General features: G+C 74.5%; 14 protein-coding genes and 1 tRNA gene. 6 read left to right on the top strand and 9 right to left on the bottom strand.

Features of this window, described 5'->3' with window-relative positions; genetic code table 11:
• Positions 1 to 82: 82 nt before the first annotated feature.
• The gene (locus tag CP974_RS11585; protein WP_031135583.1) at positions 83 to 2,614 is read right to left on the bottom strand and encodes an ABC transporter permease; all 2,532 of its coding nucleotides are present in this window, start codon (positions 2,612 to 2,614) and stop codon (positions 83 to 85) included.
• A 208-nt stretch (positions 2,615 to 2,822) separates the two neighbouring features.
• Positions 2,823 to 3,593, bottom strand: a complete 771-nt coding sequence (locus tag CP974_RS11580; protein ID WP_031135581.1) for an ABC transporter ATP-binding protein — start codon at positions 3,591 to 3,593, stop codon at positions 2,823 to 2,825.
• Positions 3,594 to 4,013: 420 nt separating this feature from the next.
• Between CP974_RS11580 and CP974_RS11575 the strand changes: the two genes are divergently transcribed.
• The 3 genes from CP974_RS11575 to CP974_RS11565 all read left to right on the top strand — a co-directional run bounded on the left by CP974_RS11575 (position 4,014) and on the right by CP974_RS11565 (position 5,793).
• A tRNA-Leu gene (locus tag CP974_RS11575) sits at positions 4,014 to 4,094 on the top strand.
• Positions 4,095 to 4,244: 150 nt separating this feature from the next.
• On the top strand, positions 4,245 to 5,135 hold the full coding sequence (locus CP974_RS11570) for a Bax inhibitor-1/YccA family protein (RefSeq protein WP_031135579.1): 891 nt from the start codon (positions 4,245 to 4,247) through the stop codon (positions 5,133 to 5,135).
• A gap of 232 nt (positions 5,136 to 5,367) precedes the next feature.
• Positions 5,368 to 5,793: a hypothetical protein gene (locus tag CP974_RS11565; RefSeq protein WP_085921341.1), complete on the top strand. Its 426-nt coding sequence runs from the start codon at positions 5,368 to 5,370 to the stop codon at positions 5,791 to 5,793.
• Positions 5,794 to 6,174: 381 nt separating this feature from the next.
• On the opposite strand, the gene CP974_RS11560 is transcribed toward CP974_RS11565, so the two are convergent.
• The 3 genes from CP974_RS11560 to CP974_RS11550 form a co-directional block, all read right to left on the bottom strand.
• Positions 6,175 to 7,104, bottom strand: a complete 930-nt coding sequence (locus tag CP974_RS11560) for a hypothetical protein (protein WP_031136870.1) — start codon at positions 7,102 to 7,104, stop codon at positions 6,175 to 6,177.
• Between the two features lie 236 nt (positions 7,105 to 7,340).
• Positions 7,341 to 8,561, bottom strand: a complete 1,221-nt coding sequence (locus CP974_RS11555; protein ID WP_031136868.1) for an acetyl-CoA C-acetyltransferase — start codon at positions 8,559 to 8,561, stop codon at positions 7,341 to 7,343.
• A 400-nt stretch (positions 8,562 to 8,961) separates the two neighbouring features.
• Positions 8,962 to 9,945, bottom strand: coding sequence for an SGNH/GDSL hydrolase family protein (locus CP974_RS11550; RefSeq protein ID WP_174887806.1), 984 nt, complete (start codon positions 9,943 to 9,945; stop codon positions 8,962 to 8,964).
• A gap of 116 nt (positions 9,946 to 10,061) precedes the next feature.
• Here CP974_RS11550 and CP974_RS11545 point away from each other — a divergent pair, with 116 nt between their 5' ends.
• Entirely contained in the window at positions 10,062 to 11,447 is a 1,386-nt protein-coding gene (locus tag CP974_RS11545) for a cystathionine beta-synthase (protein ID WP_031134395.1), read from the top strand.
• A 610-nt stretch (positions 11,448 to 12,057) separates the two neighbouring features.
• Here the strand turns inward: CP974_RS11545 and CP974_RS11540 are convergent.
• The 4 genes from CP974_RS11540 to CP974_RS11525 all read right to left on the bottom strand — a co-directional run bounded on the left by CP974_RS11540 (position 12,058) and on the right by CP974_RS11525 (position 15,489).
• Complete coding sequence (locus tag CP974_RS11540; RefSeq protein WP_031134394.1) at positions 12,058 to 12,906, bottom strand: hypothetical protein; 849 nt, start codon at positions 12,904 to 12,906, stop codon at positions 12,058 to 12,060.
• A gap of 63 nt (positions 12,907 to 12,969) precedes the next feature.
• Positions 12,970 to 13,584, bottom strand: coding sequence for a hypothetical protein (locus CP974_RS11535; RefSeq protein WP_031134392.1), 615 nt, complete (start codon positions 13,582 to 13,584; stop codon positions 12,970 to 12,972).
• Positions 13,585 to 13,595: 11 nt separating this feature from the next.
• On the bottom strand, positions 13,596 to 15,035 hold the full coding sequence (locus tag CP974_RS11530; RefSeq protein ID WP_031134384.1) for a hypothetical protein: 1,440 nt from the start codon (positions 15,033 to 15,035) through the stop codon (positions 13,596 to 13,598).
• Positions 15,036 to 15,048: 13 nt separating this feature from the next.
• On the bottom strand, positions 15,049 to 15,489 hold the full coding sequence (locus CP974_RS11525; RefSeq protein WP_051839779.1) for a hypothetical protein: 441 nt from the start codon (positions 15,487 to 15,489) through the stop codon (positions 15,049 to 15,051).
• Positions 15,490 to 16,021: 532 nt separating this feature from the next.
• On the opposite strand from CP974_RS11525, the gene CP974_RS11520 reads away from it, so the two are divergent.
• Both CP974_RS11520 and CP974_RS11515 read left to right on the top strand, forming a co-directional pair.
• The gene (locus tag CP974_RS11520) at positions 16,022 to 16,882 is read left to right on the top strand and encodes a MurR/RpiR family transcriptional regulator (protein ID WP_031134380.1); all 861 of its coding nucleotides are present in this window, start codon (positions 16,022 to 16,024) and stop codon (positions 16,880 to 16,882) included.
• A 143-nt stretch (positions 16,883 to 17,025) separates the two neighbouring features.
• Entirely contained in the window at positions 17,026 to 17,592 is a 567-nt protein-coding gene (locus tag CP974_RS11515) for a hypothetical protein (protein ID WP_031134378.1), read from the top strand.
• The last annotated feature ends 252 nt before the right edge of the window (positions 17,593 to 17,844 follow it).

Raw genomic sequence — 17,844 nt, 5'->3', positions numbered from 1 at the left:
GCCGGGCCCACGGGCACGCCGAAGGGCCGGGCCCCCGTGACGGGGGCCCGGCCCTGGCGGTGCCGCGCGGGCGCCGCGCCCGCTACTCGGCCTTGATGGCGTTCAGCATGTTCAGCTTCGCGGCGCTGCGCGCCGGCCACATCGCGGCCAGGACGCCGACCAGCGCGGCGAGCAGCAGGAAGACGCCGATCCGGTCCCACGGCAGGACCAGGGAGTAGTCCGGCAGGCTGCTCTTGAAGGTCTCGCCGATCGCCCAGCCGAGGAACGAGCCGAGCACGATGCCGACGACCGCGCCGTACACCGAGATCACCACGGCCTCCAGGCGGACCATCCGCTTCACGCGGCGCCGGTCCAGGCCGATCGCGCGGAGCATGCCGATCTCCTGCTGGCGCTCGAAGACGGACATGGCCAGCGTGTTGACGACACCGAGGACGGCGATGATCAGGGCCATCGCCAGCAGGCCGTACATGATGTTCAGCAGCATGTTGATGGGTCCGCCGAACGAGTCGCGGATGTCCTGCTTGTCCATGAAGTTGATGGCCGGGTTGTCACCCAGGGCCTGGATCAGCGCCTTCTCGTTGGCGGCGCTCTCCCCGCCCTCCGTGGAGACGAAGATCTCCGGGATGTACGGCTCCGGGTCGTGCGCGGCGACGGCCTTCCGGTCGATCAGGACCGGCGAGAGGAAGCCGGAGTCCTTGTAGAGCGCGCCGACGGTCAGCGTGCCCTTCTCGTCGTCCGGGTAGGTGACGGGGACGGTGGTGCCGACCTTCCAGCCGCGCGACGCGGCGGTCTTCTCCGCCACCGCGATCCGCCCGTCCGCAAGCGAGTCGAGCGAGCCGGCGGTCGGCTCGACCTTCAGCACCTTCTCGATGGCGCCGGGGGTGACGGCGGACGCGGAGGTCCACTTCCCGCCGATCTCCATGCCGGAGGCCTGCTGCGGGGAGACGGCGGTGACGCCGGGGGCCTTCTCCAGGGCGGTCAGCACGGACGGGCCGAGCGGGCCGCCGTTGGCCATGCGGACCATGTAGTCGGCCTTGACCTGGTCTGTGGTCGCCCGGTCGAGGGACGAGCCGACGGTGACGCCGAGCACCGACAGGCCGGTGACGAGGGTGAGGCCGATGGCGAGCGCCGAGGCGGTCGCTCCGGTGCGGCGCGGGTTGCGGACGGCGTTCTGCCCGGCGAGCTTGCCGGAGATCCCGAACGGCCCGGCGAGCAGCGGCCGTACGGCGGCGATCAGCGGCCGCGACAGCAGCGGGATCAGCATGATCACGCCGATGAGGGTGAGGAACGCGCCGCCGGCGATCAGGAGCCGGCCGGTGTCGCCGGCCTTGACGGCGCCGAGGACGATCAGGCCGCAGCCGAGGGCGGCCAGGGCGCCGCCGATGCTGTTGCGGACGACCAGCGACTTCTGGGTGGGCGCGGCGTGGACGCTGTTCATCGCGGCGACCGGCGGGATCTTCGCGGCGCGGCGGCCGGGCAGCCACGCGGCGAGCATGGTGATGACGAGGCCGACGCCGAGGGCGGCCAGCACGGGGGTGGCGCCCAGGACGAGCGGGCCGTCCGGGATCTTCATGCCGAAGGCCGCCATGCCGGAGCGCAGGCCCACGGCGAGCCCGATGCCGAGCAGGTAGCCGGCGACGGAGGCGACCAGGCCGACGATCGCGGCCTCCGCCAGCACCGAGCGGGTGACCTGCCGGCGGGACGCGCCGACGGCCCGCATCAGCGCGACCTCCTTGGTGCGCTGGGCGACGAGCATGGTGAAGGTGTTGGCGATCAGGAAGACGCCGACGAACAGGGCGATGGCGGCGGCGCCGAGGAAGACCTGGCTGAAGGCGCTCAGGCCGGCCTCGATCTCCTTGGCCTGCTGGGCCGAGAGCTCCGCGCCGGTCTGCGCCGAGGTGTGGCCGGGCAGCAGCGGCTCGACGGCGGAGAGGACCGCGTCGTCGTCGGTGCCGGGCGCGGCGGCGACCGTGGCCTCCTGGAAGAAGCCGGGCTTGAGGTAGAGGGCCTGCGCGGTCCCCGTGTCGAAGAGCACGAGGCTGCCGCCGGCGCTGACGGCGCCGTCGTCGGTGGTGAAGACGCCCTGGAGGCGGTACTCCTCCACGGGGCCGTTGGTGGCGACGCGGACGGTGTCGCCGACCTTGTACCGGCCCTTCTCGGCGGTCTCCCGGTCGAGGGCGATCTGGCCGCGCGCGACGGGGCCGCCGCCCTCGGTGAAGGCGTACCGGGGGTCCTCGCCGTCCTTGCCGGGGGCGAAGTTGGACCCCTTGTTGGACCAGCCGACGCCGATCAGCTTCCCGTCGGGGTCGGGGACGCCGGCGAAGCCCTCGACGCGGCCGGAGACGGAGGCGACGCCCGGCAGGGCGGCGATCTTGTCGAGCGTGGCGCCGGACAGGCCCGGCTCGCGCTTCGCCTCGTCGGGGTCGGGGTGGGAGGTGAGGGCGACGGCGACGTCGTCGTAGCTCTTGGCGGCCTGCCGGGTGAAGGCCCGGTCGAGGGTGTCGGTGAAGACGAGGGTGCCGGACACGAAGGCCACGCCGAGCATGACGGCGAGGACGGTCATCAGCAGTCTGGCCTTGTGCGCGAGCACGTTGCGCAGGGCGGTTCGGAACATGAGGTGAGGTCCTGGGGTGGAGGGTCCGTCAGGGGCGGGACCGGTCGGGTGCCGGCCGGAGGGCCGGTGCGGAGCCGGTGGCGGTCCGGTCGGACGGCCGGTGGCGGGTCCGGTGGACGGCCGGTCGCGGGGCGGCCGGCGGCGGGCCCGCGGGGAGGGTCCGGGGGCGGGAGGGCGACGGCGGGGGCGCGGGGTCCGCGCGCCCCGGTCAGCTCGTGCGGCCCTTGGTGTCGAAGGCCTTCATGCGGTCCAGCACCCGGTCGGCGCTCGGGGCGTGCATCTCGTCGACGATCCGCCCGTCCGCCAGGAAGATCACCCGGTCGGCGTAGGAGGCGGCGACGGGGTCGTGGGTGACCATCACGACCGTCTGGCCGAGCTCGCGCACCGAGTTGCGGAGGAAGCCGAGCACCTCGGCGCCCGAGCGGGAGTCGAGGTTGCCGGTCGGCTCGTCACCGAAGATGATCTCCGGCCGGGAGGCCAGGGCGCGGGCGACGGCGACGCGCTGCTGCTGGCCGCCGGAGAGCTGCGCCGGCCGGTGGCCGAGCCGGGCGGAGAGGCCGACCATGTCGATGACCCGGTCCATCCACTCCCGGTCCGGCTTGCGGCCCGCGATGTCCATGGGGAGCGTGATGTTCTCCAGGGCCGTGAGCGTCGGCAGCAGGTTGAACGCCTGGAAGATGAAGCCGATCTTGTCCCGGCGGAGCTGGGTGAGCTGCTTGTCCTTCAGGGAGCCCAGCTCGGTGTCGCCGATGCGGACGGAGCCGGAGGAGAAGGTGTCCAGGCCGGCGACGCAGTGCATCAGGGTGGACTTGCCGGACCCGGAGGGGCCCATGATCGCGGTGAACTCGCCCTGCGGGAACTCCACGGTGACCCGGTCGAGGGCGACCACGCGGGTCTCGCCCTGTCCGTAGACCTTGGAGAGATCCGTGGCGCGGGCGGCCACCGCGGTGGCGCGGCGTGCGGTCGTCGGGGTGGGGATCACGGGGAGGGCTCCTGTCGCGGGGTGGTTCGTCGAGGACCGTTCCATCGTCGGCGCCGCCACCCCCGGCCCACGTCCGTCCGCGTGCCCGTTCGCGGGGCCCTCTGGAGTCTGACGGCGCCGCCCGGCTCTCCTCCTGAGGTATGACGGCGCCCCCGAGAGGCGCCCGGGAGGGGCGTACGGGGGCGGGCGCCGGCCACGCTGGCATGGACTCGCCGTGGACGGACGGCGACTTTCCGTCATTCCCTGCCGGTGGCATGTGCGGCCGCGAACCGCCCGCCACTGCTGGGCAGCGCCGCGCATTCCCGCTGACGGTCCCTCAGGCGCCAATAAAATAAGACAACATCGGGCCACTTCCCCCCAGTTCGGAAGGCGCGCCCGGATAGGCTCCTGTGCTGACGCGCAGAAGCCGCGCGTCCTGCCCGGATGGTGGAACGCAGACACGGCGAGCTTAAACCTCGCTGGCCTACGGCCGTGCGGGTTCGAGTCCCGCTCCGGGCACCGGCGGCTCGGGGAGGTTCCGGTGCGACACGGGGGATGCGTGATCGAGACCTCGGAGCGGAAAGATCCTCCCCGAGCACTAGGGTGTTTCCTTTGCTTCCCCATTACTCTTGTCGACAAGGCCGCGCACGGCGGCCATGAAGGAGTGAGATGAGGAGCAGCAACCCGGTCTTCTCGCGACGGGGGTTCAGCCGCGACAACGGCTACGCGGGCTTCAACGCGCAGCAGCAGGCCGGGGGCCCCGCCGCTGGAACCAACCCGTACGCGACGAACCCGTACGCCACCAACCCGTACGCCACGGACCCGTACGCGCAGGGCGTCCAGCAGGGCGCCCCGCCGCAGGCTCCCGCGCGCACGGGCGCCATGACCATCGACGACGTGGTGTCCCGCACGGCCATCACGCTCGGCACGGTCTTCGTCACCGCCACGCTCGCCTGGTTCCTGCTGCCGGTCGACCCGGCGAACCTCGGCAAGTCGTACGGCATCGGCATCGGCGCGGCCCTGGTCGCCTTCGTCCTCGCGATGGTGCAGTCCTTCAAGAGCAAGGCGTCGCCCGCGCTGATCCTGGCGTACGCGGCGTTCGAGGGCGTCTTCCTCGGTGTCATCTCCAGCGCCGTCACCACGTACGTCGCGGCGGGCGCGGTCCCGCAGGCGGTGCTCGGCACGATGTCCGTCTTCGCCGGCGTGCTCATCGCGTACAAGATGCGCTGGATCCGCGTCACGCGCCGCTTCTACGGCTTCGTGATGGCCGCCGCGCTCGGCTTCGTGCTGCTGATGGCGGTGAACATGCTGTTCGCCGTGTTCGGCGGCGGTGACGGCCTGGGCCTGCGCAGCGGTGGCCTCGGCATCCTGTTCGGTGTCATCGGCATCATCCTCGGCGCCTGCTTCCTCGCGCTGGACTTCAAGCAGGTCGAGGACGGCATCACCTACGGCGCTCCGCGCGAGGAGTCGTGGCTGGCGGCCTTCGGCCTCACCATGACCCTGGTGTGGATCTACCTGGAGTTCCTGCGGCTCGTGTCGATCCTGTCCGGCGAGGACTGATCGTCGCGCCGTCGGCCCCATGAGCGGCTGAGAGGGCCCGCCCGGTTCGCCCGGGCGGGCCCTTCGCCGTTCCCGGGGACGGGCGGCCGGGCCGCCGGGCGGCTTCCCGGCGGCGGCTGGGCGGCTGGCCCGTCGGCGGGCGACCGGCGGCCGGGTGGCGGCTTCCCGGCGGGCGGTGGCGGTGGCGGTGGCCGTTTGGCGGTGGCGCCGGGGCGGCGCATAGGGTCGCGGCGTGCGCGATACGAGGGAACTGGACGAGGCCGTGAACCGCCTGGCCGACCGCCTGCGGGCCGCCCCGCAGAGCCGGCTGCGGCAGGGCGCCGCGGCGGAGGGGCTGGCGCTGGCCAGGGAGCTGGCGGCGCTGGCGCAGCGGCTGGAGGGCGCGCCGGAGGTGCGCGTCATGCCCGACGCGGGGGTCTTCGCGGTGGGGGACCAGCTCGCCGTGGCGGGCGCGGACCTCGCCGAGGCGCTGCGGGCCGCCGCACGGGGGGAGGGCGGGCCGGGCCGGGCGGACGGGGCGCCGGGGGGCGCCGGGCAGGTGGGGGCCGCGCCGGGGGGCGCCGAGGCGGTCGGCCCCGTCGTGGCGGGCGGCGCCGAGGCGGTGCTGGCGGATGCGCTGGCGCGGGTCCGCGCGGCGGCTGAGCGCGCCGGGCTGTAGGCGGCGGGCGGACGGACCGCCGGGGCGGCGGCCTGCCGTGCGGGGGCGGAGCCGGGCGTGCCGGGGCGGACGGGCGGTCCGGGCGTGCCGGGGCGGTGCCGGGGCGGACGGGCGGTCCGGGCGTGCCGGGGCGGTGCCGAGGCGGACGGGCGGTCCGGGCGTGCCGGGGCGGTGCCGGGAGCGGGTGCGAGCCGGTGCGGGGCCGGGGCGGTGCCGGGAGCGGGTGCGGGCCGGGTCCGGGGGCTTCGAGGCCGGGCCGCGGAGGGGCCGGAGGGGCCGGCGGGGCCGGGTCCTGGACGGGGCGGGCGGGAGATCCGGGCCCCGGGCCGGCGGGGAGAGCCGGGTCCGGTGACGGGGCGGGGGCCGGGTGGCCCCCGGGCGTCAGAGGGAGGCGATGACGCGGTCGGCGAGGATGTAGACGTTCTCGCCGTCGCCGCAGGAGAACGTCAGGGCGTACGCGCCGGAGATGCCCGAGCCGCCCAGCAGGAACGGCTCGGCGCCCTCGCGCAGGGCGTCGGCGAGGCGCTCGGAGGTCTCCCGGTGCCCCGGCGTCATGCAGAGCGTGGTGCCGTCCTCGAAGACGTACACGTCCAGCGTGCCGAGCGGGCCGGGGCGGACGTCGGCGAGTGCGGTGCGCGCGTCGGCCAGCTCCTCCAGGCGGGCCACGGTCCGCTCGTGGTCGGTGACCACCGGCGTACGGACGGGCACGAAGTCGGGGTGCGAGGGGTGGCGGCGGCGGGCCGCGGCCAGCTCCGGGGAGTCCTCGGCGTACTCGGGGCAGTCGCCCGCGGCGCCCGGCTCCGGCAGGTCGCCGCCGAGCAGGCCGGTCAGGCCCGGCAGACCGGGCAGGTCCGCGTCGGGGTAGTCGGCCAGGTCGGCGGTGTCGTAGTCGGCGTCCAGGTCGAGCGACTCCAGGCCCGCGAAGTCCGCCTGGCGCGGTACGAAGAAGGGGCCGTCCTCGCCGGCGCCGCCCAGCGTGCCGGGGACGCCGCCCAGCGGGGAGGCGGGGGAGTCCGCGTCGCGGGCCTCCTGCGCGGCCCAGAAGGCGCGCGCCTCGGCCAGCTCGCGCTCGCGCTCCTCGGCCAGGGCCTCGGCGACGGCCGTGCGTATCTCCTCCGCCATGGTGGCGTCGGCGGTGCGGGCGTGCGGGACGGCCGGGGCGGCCCCGGCGGCGGCCTCCGCGGCGGCGCGCGCCTCGGCGAGGTCGGCGCGCAGGGCGGTGATCTGCCGGCGCAGTCCGTGCGCCGCGAACAGGGCGGCGGCTCCCACGGCCGTCGCGGTGGCCGTGGTCAGCAGCAGGGCGAGAGGCATGGCGCTCACTGACGTACTCCCGGTTTCAATCGATCCCCCGCACTTCCTACATCAGCTTGTGCCAGCCGTGGGCCCGGTGTCAGTGCATTACGTCACGAATTGGACAGTTTATTTCTGGAGTTGTTGGCCGCTCCCACGGCGGTGACCTGCGTAAACGGATCTCCCCCGGGACGTAGGTCACATCCTGGGGGAGATTCGGTCACGGCCGGGACGCGGCGCGGTTCAACGGGCCCGGATCAGGAGAGGCGCTCGATCACCATGGCCATGCCCTGGCCGCCGCCGACGCACATGGTCTCCAGGCCGAACTGCTTGTCGTGGAACTGGAGGCTGTTGATCAGGGTGCCGGTGATGCGGGCGCCGGTCATGCCGAAGGGGTGGCCGACGGCGATCGCGCCGCCGTTGACGTTCAGCTTGTCGAGCGGGATGCCCAGGTCCTTGTAGGACGGGATCACCTGGGCGGCGAACGCCTCGTTGATCTCGAACAGGTCGATGTCGTCGACGGTGAGGCCGGCCAGGGCGAGCGCCCGCCGGCTGGCCTCGACCGGGCCGTACCCCATGATCTCGGGGGAGAGGCCGGAGACGCCGGTGGAGACGACGCGGGCGAGCGGGGTGAGACCGAGCTCGCGGGCCTTCGTGTCGGACATGACCACCAGGGCGGCGGCGCCGTCGTTGAGCGGGCAGCAGTTGCCGGCGGTGACGCGGCCGTCGGGGCGGAAGACCGGCTTCAGGCCCTGGACGCCCTCCAGCGTGACGCCCGCGCGGGGGCCGTCGTCCTTGCTGACCACCGTGCCGTCCGGGAGGGTCACCGGGGTGATCTCGCGCTCCCAGAAGCCGTTCGCGATGGCCTGCTCGGCGAGGTTCTGCGACCGTACGCCGAACTCGTCCATCTCCTCGCGGCTGACGCCCTTGTGGAGGGCGAGGTTCTCCGCGGTCTGGCCCATCGCGATGTAGGCGTCCGGGGCGAGGCCGTCCTCGCGCGGGTCGCGCCACCCGGAGGCGCCGTTCTCGGCGGCGTCGGCGGTGCGGGCCTCCGCGTCGGCGAAGAACGGGTTGTGGGTGTCGGGCAGCGTGTCGGAGTTGCCCTTCACGTACCGGGAGACCATCTCGACGCCCGCCGAGATGAACACGTCGCCCTCGCCGGCCTTGATGGCGTGCAGCGCCATCCGGGTCGTCTGGAGGGAGGAGGCGCAGTAGCGGGTCAGGGTGCAGCCCGGCAGGTGGTCCATGCCCATGCGCACCGCGACGATACGGCCCAGGTTGAAGCCCTGCTCGCCGCCGGGCAGACCGCAGCCGAGCATGAGGTCGTCGATGTCGCGCGGGTCCAGCTCGGGGACCTTGGCGAGGGCGGCCTGGATGATCGTGGCGGTCAGGTCGTCCGGCCGCAGGTCCTTCAGCGAGCCTTTGAAGGCCCGGCCGATGGGGGTGCGGGCGGCTGAGACGATCACGGCTTCGGGCATCACGGCTCCAGGGTGGGCGGGTGTGCGGCTGAGAGGAAGTTACCCCTACGTAGCGCCGGGGTCACCGGATGGGCGGTGTGACCCTAAGCACCCGCTCACCCGCTGTCGAGCCTACGCCCCGCAGGGCCCCGCCGCCCCGGCGGCGGACGGGTGGGGCCGGGGCGTGACGGGCGGCTGGACGGTCCGGCACGGCCCGGCGGGCGGGACGCTCGGGCCGACGGCCTGGGGCTGGGCCGACGGGCCGGAGAGGTGGACGCTCTCGGGCGGGGCCGTCGGGGCGGACGGACGAGACGGCACCCGCCCGGACCCCCTCCGCCCCGCCAAGCCCCGCCGCCCCGCCAGCCCCGCCGCCCCGCGCGGCTCCGCCGCCCCGGAAGCCCCGCCCCGCCCGGCCGGGGGGTCAGGCGGCCGGGTCCGGCGGGGGCGGCTCCTGCACGCGCCGCCGCCTGCGGTGCCGGAGCAGGGCCCAGGGCGCCCGCGCCCCGGTGACCTCCGTACCCGCCTCCGCCGCGGCCTCGGCCGCCGCCACGGCCACCGGGAGCATCCCCTCCCGCCGCCGCGCGTCCAGCCGCTCCGGCTCCGGCCACACGCCCAGCACCGCGCACACCGTCGGCAGCACCGCCATGGCCGCCGTGGCGTACCCCTCGGCCGACGGGTGGTAGTTGTCGGCGCCGAACATCTCGCGGGGGTTCTCCGCGAACTCCGGGCCCAGCAGGTCGCCCAGCGACACGGTCCGCGCGCCGTTCTCCACGGCCACGATGGTCTGCGCCGCGGCGAGCTGCCGCGACAGGCGCCTGGCCAGCCACCGCAGCGGCTGGTACACCGGCTCGATGGTGCCCAGGTCCGGGCAGGTGCCCACCACCACCTCGGTGCCCTCGGCGCGCAGCAGCCGTACCGCCTCCGACAGGTACCGCACCGACCGCGTCGGCGGCATCCGGTGCGTGACGTCGTTGGCGCCGATCATGATCACGCAGGCGTCCGGCGCGCCGCCCGGCTGCGCCAGCAGCAGCGCCACCTGCCGCTCCAGGTCGTCGGAGCGGGCGCCGGGCAGGGCGACGTTGCGCAGCTCCACCGACCGCTCCGCCACCTGGGCGAGCCCGGACGCCAGCAGCGCGCCCGGCGTCTGGCCGACGCGCCGCACGCCCTGGCCCGCCGCCGTGGAGTCGCCGAGCATGGCGAGCCGCAGCGGCACCCCGTCGAACCCCCGCCCGTACAGCCCGTCCGCCGCCGGGGGCAGCGGGGCGACGCACCCGCCCACCGACCGCTTCGCGAGCTGGACCTCCGCCAGCACCACCCCGACCGCGGCGACCCCGACCAGCCCGATGCCCCCGCCGCCGTACGCCGCGCCCGCGGCGATCCGCCGCGCCACCCTCGCCCTCGACATAGGCGCCGCCACCTCCTCCGTACGGTCTGTGAGCTAACTGCCCCGGAACCGTGCCCGCCTACGCATCGACTCGGCTTACGCTGACTGGACCATTACGGAGACCCCGGAGACTTACGGTGCAAATCCACGACTCGATGATCAGCCTCGTCGGCAACACCCCGCTGGTGAAGCTCAACCAGGTGACAGCGGGCCTCCAGGCCACGGTGCTGGCCAAGGTCGAGTACTTCAACCCGGGCGGTTCGGTGAAGGACCGCATCGCCCTGCGCATGATCGAGGCCGCGGAGAAGAGCGGCGAGCTCAAGCCCGGCGGCACGATCGTCGAGCCGACGTCCGGCAACACCGGCGTGGGCCTGGCGATCGTGGCGCAGCAGAAGGGCTACAAGTGCGTCTTCGTCTGCCCGGACAAGGTGTCCACGGACAAGATCAACGTGCTGCGGGCGTACGGCGCCGAGGTCGTCGTCTGCCCGACGGCCGTCGACCCCGAGCACCCGGACTCGTACTACAACGTCTCCGACCGCCTCGTCCGCGAGACGCCGGGAGCCTGGAAGCCGGACCAGTACTCGAACCCGAACAACCCCCGTTCGCACTACGAGACGACCGGTCCCGAGCTGTGGGAGCAGACGGAGGGGCGGATCACCCACTTCGTCGCGGGCGTCGGCACGGGCGGCACCATCTCCGGCACCGGCCGCTACCTCAAGGAGGCGAGCGACGGCCGCGTCAAGGTGATCGGCGCCGACCCGGAGGGCTCCGTCTACTCCGGCGGCTCCGGCCGCCCGTACCTGATCGAGGGCGTCGGCGAGGACTTCTGGCCGTCCGCGTACGACCGGACGGTGACGGACGAGATCGTCGCCGTCTCCGACAAGGACGCCTTCCAGATGACCCGCCGCCTCGCCAAGGAGGAGGGCCTCCTCGTCGGCGGCTCGTGCGGCATGGCCGTCGTCGCCGCGCTGCGGGTCGCCGAGGGGCTCGGCCCGGACGACGTGGTCGTCGTGCTGCTGCCGGACAGCGGGCGCGGCTACCTCTCCAAGATCTTCAACGACGAGTGGATGGCGGACTACGGCTTCCTGGAGGACGCCGGCCCGTCCGCGCGGGTGGGCGACGTGCTCCGCCACAAGGAGGGCGACATCCCGAAGCTGGTGCACATGCACCCGGAGGAGACGGTCGGCCAGGCCATCGAGGTCCTCCGCGAGTACGGCGTGTCGCAGATGCCCATCGTCAAGCCGGGCGCCGGGCACCCGGACGTGATGGCCGCCGAGATCGTCGGCTCGGTCGTGGAGCGGGAGCTGCTGGAGGCGCTGTTCGCGCAGCGCGCCTCCCTGAACGACCCGCTGGAGAAGCACATGAGCGCCCCGCTTCCCCAGGTCGGCTCCGGCGAGCCGGTGGAGGACCTGATGGCCGTCCTGGGCCGGGCCGACGCGGCGATCGTCCTCGTCGAGGGCAAGCCCACCGGCGTGGTCAGCCGCCAGGACCTCCTGTCCTTCCTGGCCCGCGACGGCAAGTGACCCCGGTGGGCGCCCGGCCCGGCGCCCGCGGCGGTGAGCTCCGCGCGCACGGGACGGCGGCGCCCCGGAGCCGCACGCGCCGGCGCCCGCGAGGCCGGGTGCGCCCGGAGCGGCGCGGGCCGGTGCCTCCGAGGCCGGGTGCGCCCGCAGGCGGGGCGCCGGTGGCGGCCCGCTCCCCGCGGGGGTACGGCGGGGCGCTGGGGGTGCCCGCTCCCGGAGGCGTACGGCCCGGCGCGCCCGGCGGGCCGGGCCGGTGCACGGCCCGGCGCCCCCGTGGCGCGGGGTTCGCGCAAACGGTACGGGGACGACACGTGCGGGCAGCACCGGCTTAACACGCGCCCGGCACCGTAGGGGGTGTCGGCGTCGAGGACGTCCGGAGCGGCTCCCGGACCTCCGCGCACGCCGCGGACGCGGTGACCGGCCCTGACCCGGGCCCGCGTCCTCGCGGGGACCGCCGTCGTCCCGCCCCCCGGAGCTCCGGGGGTGCGGTGGTCCCCGCGCGAAACGCCCCACGCAAGGGGGCCGGCCCGACACCGGGCCGGCCCCCTTCCGTCATCCGCGGCCACCCGGTGGCGGCCGTCCCCGCCCGGCGGGCGGTTCGACGCCCCGCTCAGCGGCCGGCCCGCGCGGCGCGGATCTCCTCGGCGTCCGGGAGCAGGTCCGTGATGAGCGTCCAGATCGACCTGGCGTCCGTGCGGACCAGCCGGAACGGGCTCGACGGCGTCACCTCCTCGGCCGGGAGCGGCTCCTGCGGCAGCTCCCGCAGCCAGTACCCGAGCGGCCCGCAGTCCCACACGGCGAAGCCGCGGCCCTCCACGCCCTCCTGCCCGCCCTGGCGGCCCTGCCAGGCGGCGGTCATGCGCCAGCTGCAGCGCAGCTCCGACACCAGCTCCGCGAGGAGCGACAGGGCGGGCTCGCCGAGCGTGCCGTCGGCCGCCAGCGCCTGCCGTACGGCGGCCTGCTCGTCGTCGGCGGTGCGGCCGGGGCCGGCCACCGACTTGAGGGCCGCGAGCGCGCCCTCGACGCCGGAGACGGTCGTCTCGACGGCCGTGAGGGCCGTCTGCCGCGCGGCGGGGGACTGGCGGAGGTTCACCATCGAGGCGAGCTTGAAGACCAGCGTCTTCGGCTCGACGAGGGAGTACTCCTCCTCCGCCTCGCCCGGCCAGGCCTCGTGCGCGACGACGTGCTCGTCGCCGATGAACATCCCGTGCCGGAGCGTGCCCTGGCGGCTGCCCGCCTCCAGGGAGATCACCACACCGGGCGTCAGGAAGGTCTGCACGAGCGGCAGCAGCGCCTGGACGAGCCGCCCTTCGGCGGTGACCAGGCCGCTGTCCTCCACCTCCTTGCGGGCGGCGGCGAACTCCTGGTCCACCGGCCGGCCAGCCGCCAGTTCGGAGAGCACCACCAGGTGCTCGTCGGTCAGCCGGAAACGGGACCGGGAAAGGTCAATGGAAGGCATACACCACTCACTCGGTAGGTCGGGCTCGGAAGGACGGGCACGCGGCGGGCCGCTGCCGGCACGTCAGTACGTCGTCTCCGCCCAGAAGCTGAACATCCTCTTGAAGCCGGCCCGCACGGCGCCCCGCCGTGTGAGGACCGACCGGTCGACCCCGGAGAAGAGGGCGGCCAGCGAGAGGTCCGCGGGCAGCACCCGCCCGGCCGCCCGCAGCGTCACCCGCCTGCCGCTCCCCACGCCCGTCTCGTGGGCCGTGACGACGACGCCGGGGTCCTCGTCGTCGCGGAGCCGCTCCAGCCGGTAGGCGTGCTTGCCCAGCGCCGTCAGCCGGTAGTCGTCGCCCATGTACCGCATGCGCAGGGCGCGCCCCCGGTGGGTGACGGCCCACCGGTTGCGCTCCATGGCGACGAGCCGCCCGTCGACCCGGCACGTGGCCCGGTTCAGGGTGGGCTTGCTCACCAGGTCCGAGAGCAGGCCGCGGGTCTCGAACCTGGCGGCGGGAAGGTGCCCGCCCGTCACCTCCGTGACGACCGCGCTGGTGGCGTGCGGCAGCGCGGGCCAGACCACGCGGACCTCGCCGAACTCCGGCGAGGTGCCGGTCCAGCCGTACTGCCGGGGCTCGCCCGGCGTCTTCGGCGACTTCCAGCGGGCGAGCGCGAACGGGGTGATGGCGGTGTGCATGGCTTCCCTGGTCAGTCGAAGGGGTTGAGGGCGCTGCCGATCTTCTTCAGGCCGTCCACGGCCTCCTCCGTCTTGTCTCCCACCCACTCGCCGGCCTTCTCCAGGCCGTCGCCGATGGCTTCCCGGTTCTCCCAGACGAGGCAGCCGCCGTAGACGAGGCCGGTGCCGACGGCCAGGCCGACGGTGACGGGGTTCGGGGCGACGGCGAGGGCGGTGAGCGAGGCGTTGAAGGCCGTGCCGCTGAGGTCGGTGGCGAACTTGCCCGGGTCCGCCTTGATCATGTCGGTGTTGTACGTGGCGAGGTTGGCCATGCCGAACACCGTGGCGCCCGCGCTGCCGACGACGCCGGCGCCGCGGAGCCAGCCCGCGGCCTTGGCGGCGTTGGCGAGGCCGCCCTGATGGGCGACGCGCGCCAGGTTGGCCTCGGCGGCGGTCGGGATGAAGAACTTGCCGTTCTTCATGTGACTGCCCAGGGCCGCGGCCTCCTCCGAGCCGGTGAGCGCGGAGACGAATCCGGGCGGCAGCTTGCTCCACAGGCTGCCCGACTGGGCGAGCATCATCCGCTCGTTGATGCGGCTGGTGAGGAAGGTGCCGGGGGCGGTGACCGTCTTGCCCTTCTTCAGGAACTGGTACAGCTTGAAGCTGCCCTTGAGGCTCGTGCCGAGGGCCAGCGCGAACGCGCCCGCCGTGACGGTGCCCTTCTGGACGCCGGCGAGCAGGTCCGCGAGCTGCTTGTTCCCGGTGAGCTTCTCGACACCGTCGCGCTGGATGCGCGCCAGCCAGTCCTCCAGCGTCTCGTTCTCGCGCATCGCGAAGGACGCCAGGTCCATGCGGTCGCGGCGCTGCTTGTCGTCGGCGGCGGCGACGGCGGCCGCGTCGCCGTTGAAGCCGCCGGCCGTCCCGTCGTTCTTGGCGCCGCCGGAGTCCTTGACGACCGCTTCCAGGTCCTTCTGGAGGTCCTTGTCGGCGTCGTCGACGGCCTTGACGCACGCCTTGATGTACTCGGCCCAGGACTGCTCGCTCTCCCGGACGCCCTTGGCGAAGTCCGGGTCGTGGCGCATGGCGTTGCGCTCCGCGGGGGTGGCGCGCTCCATGTCGTAGGAGACGTTGCCCTGCTCGGAGACCCTCATGCCCTCCTTGACGGCATCGGCCCGCGCGTCCACCAGCTTCTGCTTCAGCTCGGTGAACTGCTCGTGCGCGTTGCGCAGCAGGGTCGCCGTCGCCTTCGCCTGCGCCTGCGCGGCCTGGTACTCGTAGCGGGTGGCGGCGAAGTTCATGCCCGCCGCGGTCGCGCTCTCGCCCTGCCAGGAGTCGTCGATGGTGATCTTCTCGATGCTGTCCCGGTAGCGCTTCTCGACCTTCTTGAACTCCCCGGCCATCGACTGCCACTTGTCGGCGGCGGAGGAGAGCTTCTTGAAGTCGGTCGTCATGATCTCGTGATACGTCAGCATGCGGCGTCCCGGCTCAGCTCTTGATGTCGTCCAGGCCCGACGGGACCTTGCGGATCTGGCCGCCGCGGTCCGTGTCGACGCCGGAGAGGGTCACGTTGGTCTGGCGCAGGCCGTCGCGTTCCTTGCCGAGCCGGCCCATCAGGGTCTTCACCTGGCCCTCCCAGGTGGTCTGCATCTTCTTGAGGGCGGACCCCGTGGCCCAGCCGCTGAACTCGCTCGCCGCGCCGTTCGTGGACTCGGCCGCGTGCTTCCCGGCCGTCTGGGTCGAGGGCATCAGCTCGGTCTGGATGGTGTTCGCCGCGGCGGTCTTCGCCGCCGCCGACGAGACCAGTTTGCCGCTCCCGCCCCCGCCTCCGCCGCCCTGATCCGCGGGAAGCTGGTTCAGGCGCATCGACGTGTCGAGCCGCTGCGCGGCCTCCGACCGTAGTTGGGCCCATTCCTCGTCGAATCCCATGTGCGCGACCCCCGATGCAGGTAAACGATTTTGCGCCGCATTCTATGACCGCAAAGGTAGGGCGCCGAAGGTCATCACGCAGTCCGCGGGGGTGCGGTTCCGCACTCAAGTGCCGTGTGCGCACGGGAGATCCGGATGTTGTGGTGATCTGATGGAGAAGGTGGAGGCGGGTGGATAACGGTGGATTCCGGCCGTCGCGCGGGGCGCCGCCCCACGCCGGCCCACCGTGGGCCCCGCGCCGGGTCTGCCGCGTCCGTCCGTGCCCTGCTGATCGGTACGCGGGGCGGGGCGAGCGGAGTGCCGGATGTTCGCGGGGCTGGGGTCGGCTTCCCGTCTCGGGCCGGGCCCGGCGTCGTGCGGGGCCCGATCGCGTCGCGCGAGGCGGGCCCCGGCGGCCGTGCGGGGCCCGGTCGCTCCGGCGGGGCGGGGTGGTGGGGGTGCGGGGCGGTTTCCTGGTGGGGGTGGACGTGCATATGGTCTATTCAGTCACCCCCGTGACTGAATAGACCAGAGGTGGAGGAGAGGGCGGGGCATGAACGACACCCCCGGTGCGCGGCTCCAGGCCCTGTTCGAGGGCCATCGGCTGACGCCCACGCAGCGGCGGATCGCCCACTGGATGGTGCGGCGCGCCGCCGACGTGCCGTTCCTCTCCAGTGTGGAGCTCGCCGAACTGGCCGGGGTCAGCCAGCCGTCCGTCACCCGCTTCGCCGTGGCGCTCGGCTTCGACGGCTACCCCGCGCTGCGCAGGCACCTGCGCGAGGTCGCCCCCGTCGAGCCCGCCCGGCCCGCCCCCGGCGCGGCGCCCTCCGGGGGCGCCGAGGCCAACGCGTACCAGCAGGCCGTCCACGCCGAGATCGAGAACCTGCGCCACCTCGCGGAGCTCCTCGCGGACCCCGCGCCCGCCGAACGGGCCGGCCGGCTGCTCGCCGCCTCCCGCCCGCTGCCCGTCCTCGGGCTGCGCGCCGCGGCCGCCCAGGCACGCGGCTTCGCGTACTTCGCCGCCAAGGTCCACCCGGACGTGCGGGTCCTGGACGAGGGCGGCTCGATGCTCACCGACCGGATCGACACCGCCGTACGGGCCGGGGCGAGCGCCCTGCTCTGCTTCGCGCTGCCCCGCCACCCGCGCGAGGTGGTCGACGCCCTGGAGTACGCCAGGGCCGCCGGGCTGACCGTCGTGACCGTCGCCGACTCGGCGTTCGCGCCGGTCGCCCGCCACAGCGACCTGCTCCTCCCGGCCGCCGTCGGCACCGCCCTCGCCTTCGACACCGCGTGCGGGCCGATGCTGCTGGGCCGGGTGCTGCTGGAGGCGATGTGCGACGGGCTGCCGGACGCGCAGGCCCGGCTGGAGGAGTTCGACGCGCGGGCCGCCGCGCGCGGGCTGTTCGTGGAGTAGCCGCGCGCGACGCGCGGCGGCGTTCTCCCGTCGGCGTCCCGCGCGGCGGGTCTCCGGCGCTCTCTCAGGGAACTCTCACGGAGCGGCGGTACCGTGCCGGCGCACATCCGCATCTCTCAGCCGAGGCAGAAGGAGGACGGGACGTGGCGCGCGGAGGGGAGTCGCTGGCGAGGGTGGCCGTGGCCGTACGGGCCGGGGCCGCGCCCCTGTGGTGGTCGGGTGTCCTCGGGGCGGCCGTGGGGGCGCTGCCGCCCGGACTGACGGGGCGGCGCGTCGGGGTGTTCGCGGGGGCCGCGCTGCTGCTGCTCGCCGCCGCCGCGGTGTTCCTCGCGCGGCGCGGCCGGTACGCGCGCCTCGCGGCGGAGGCCGGGCGGGCGGCCCGGCAGGACATCCTGCAGGACCGTGCCGTGACGCTGCGCAACCGGCGGCGGGCCCGGCGCTGGTGGCTGCTCGCGGCCTTCCCCGCCGCGGTCGCCTCCTCGTTCGCGGTACCCGTGGCGGGCGGCCTGCTTGTCGCGGGGCTGGGCGCGGGGCTGTGGCTGAAGGCCCTGTGGATCGGCCGCCGCGAGGCGGCCGGGGACCGGCTGCTGTGGGTGTCGGCCGACCGGCTCGCGGCGGGCGGTGGCCCGGCGGGCCGGCACGTCACCGCGTACCGGGCGACGGGCATCGCCGCGGGCGACGCCGCACCCGGAGGGGCGCGGCGCCGCTGACGCGCGGCCGGGTGCCGCCGATGTGCGGCCGGGCGCAGCCGACGTGCGGCCGGGCGCCGTCGGACCGCGGTCCGGTGCCGTTGACCTGTGGCCGGGCGCCGTCGGACCGCGGTCCGGCCGGTGGCGTCCACCGTGCTGGGGCTCCGTCGCCGGTGCCCGTGCCGGCTGTGTGCTGCCGGTGGCGGTGGCGGTGGCGGTGCTGTGGCGTACGGACGGTGCCGGGGGCGGGTGACCGGTGCGTGGCGTACGGCC

Origin of the sequence: Streptomyces fradiae ATCC 10745 = DSM 40063, assembly GCF_008704425.1 — a bacterium.
Taxonomy (GTDB): Bacteria; Actinomycetota; Actinomycetes; order Streptomycetales; family Streptomycetaceae; genus Streptomyces; species Streptomyces fradiae.
The sequence above is the reverse complement of the archived record's forward strand: the minus strand, read 5'-3'. Positions and strand labels throughout refer to the sequence as shown.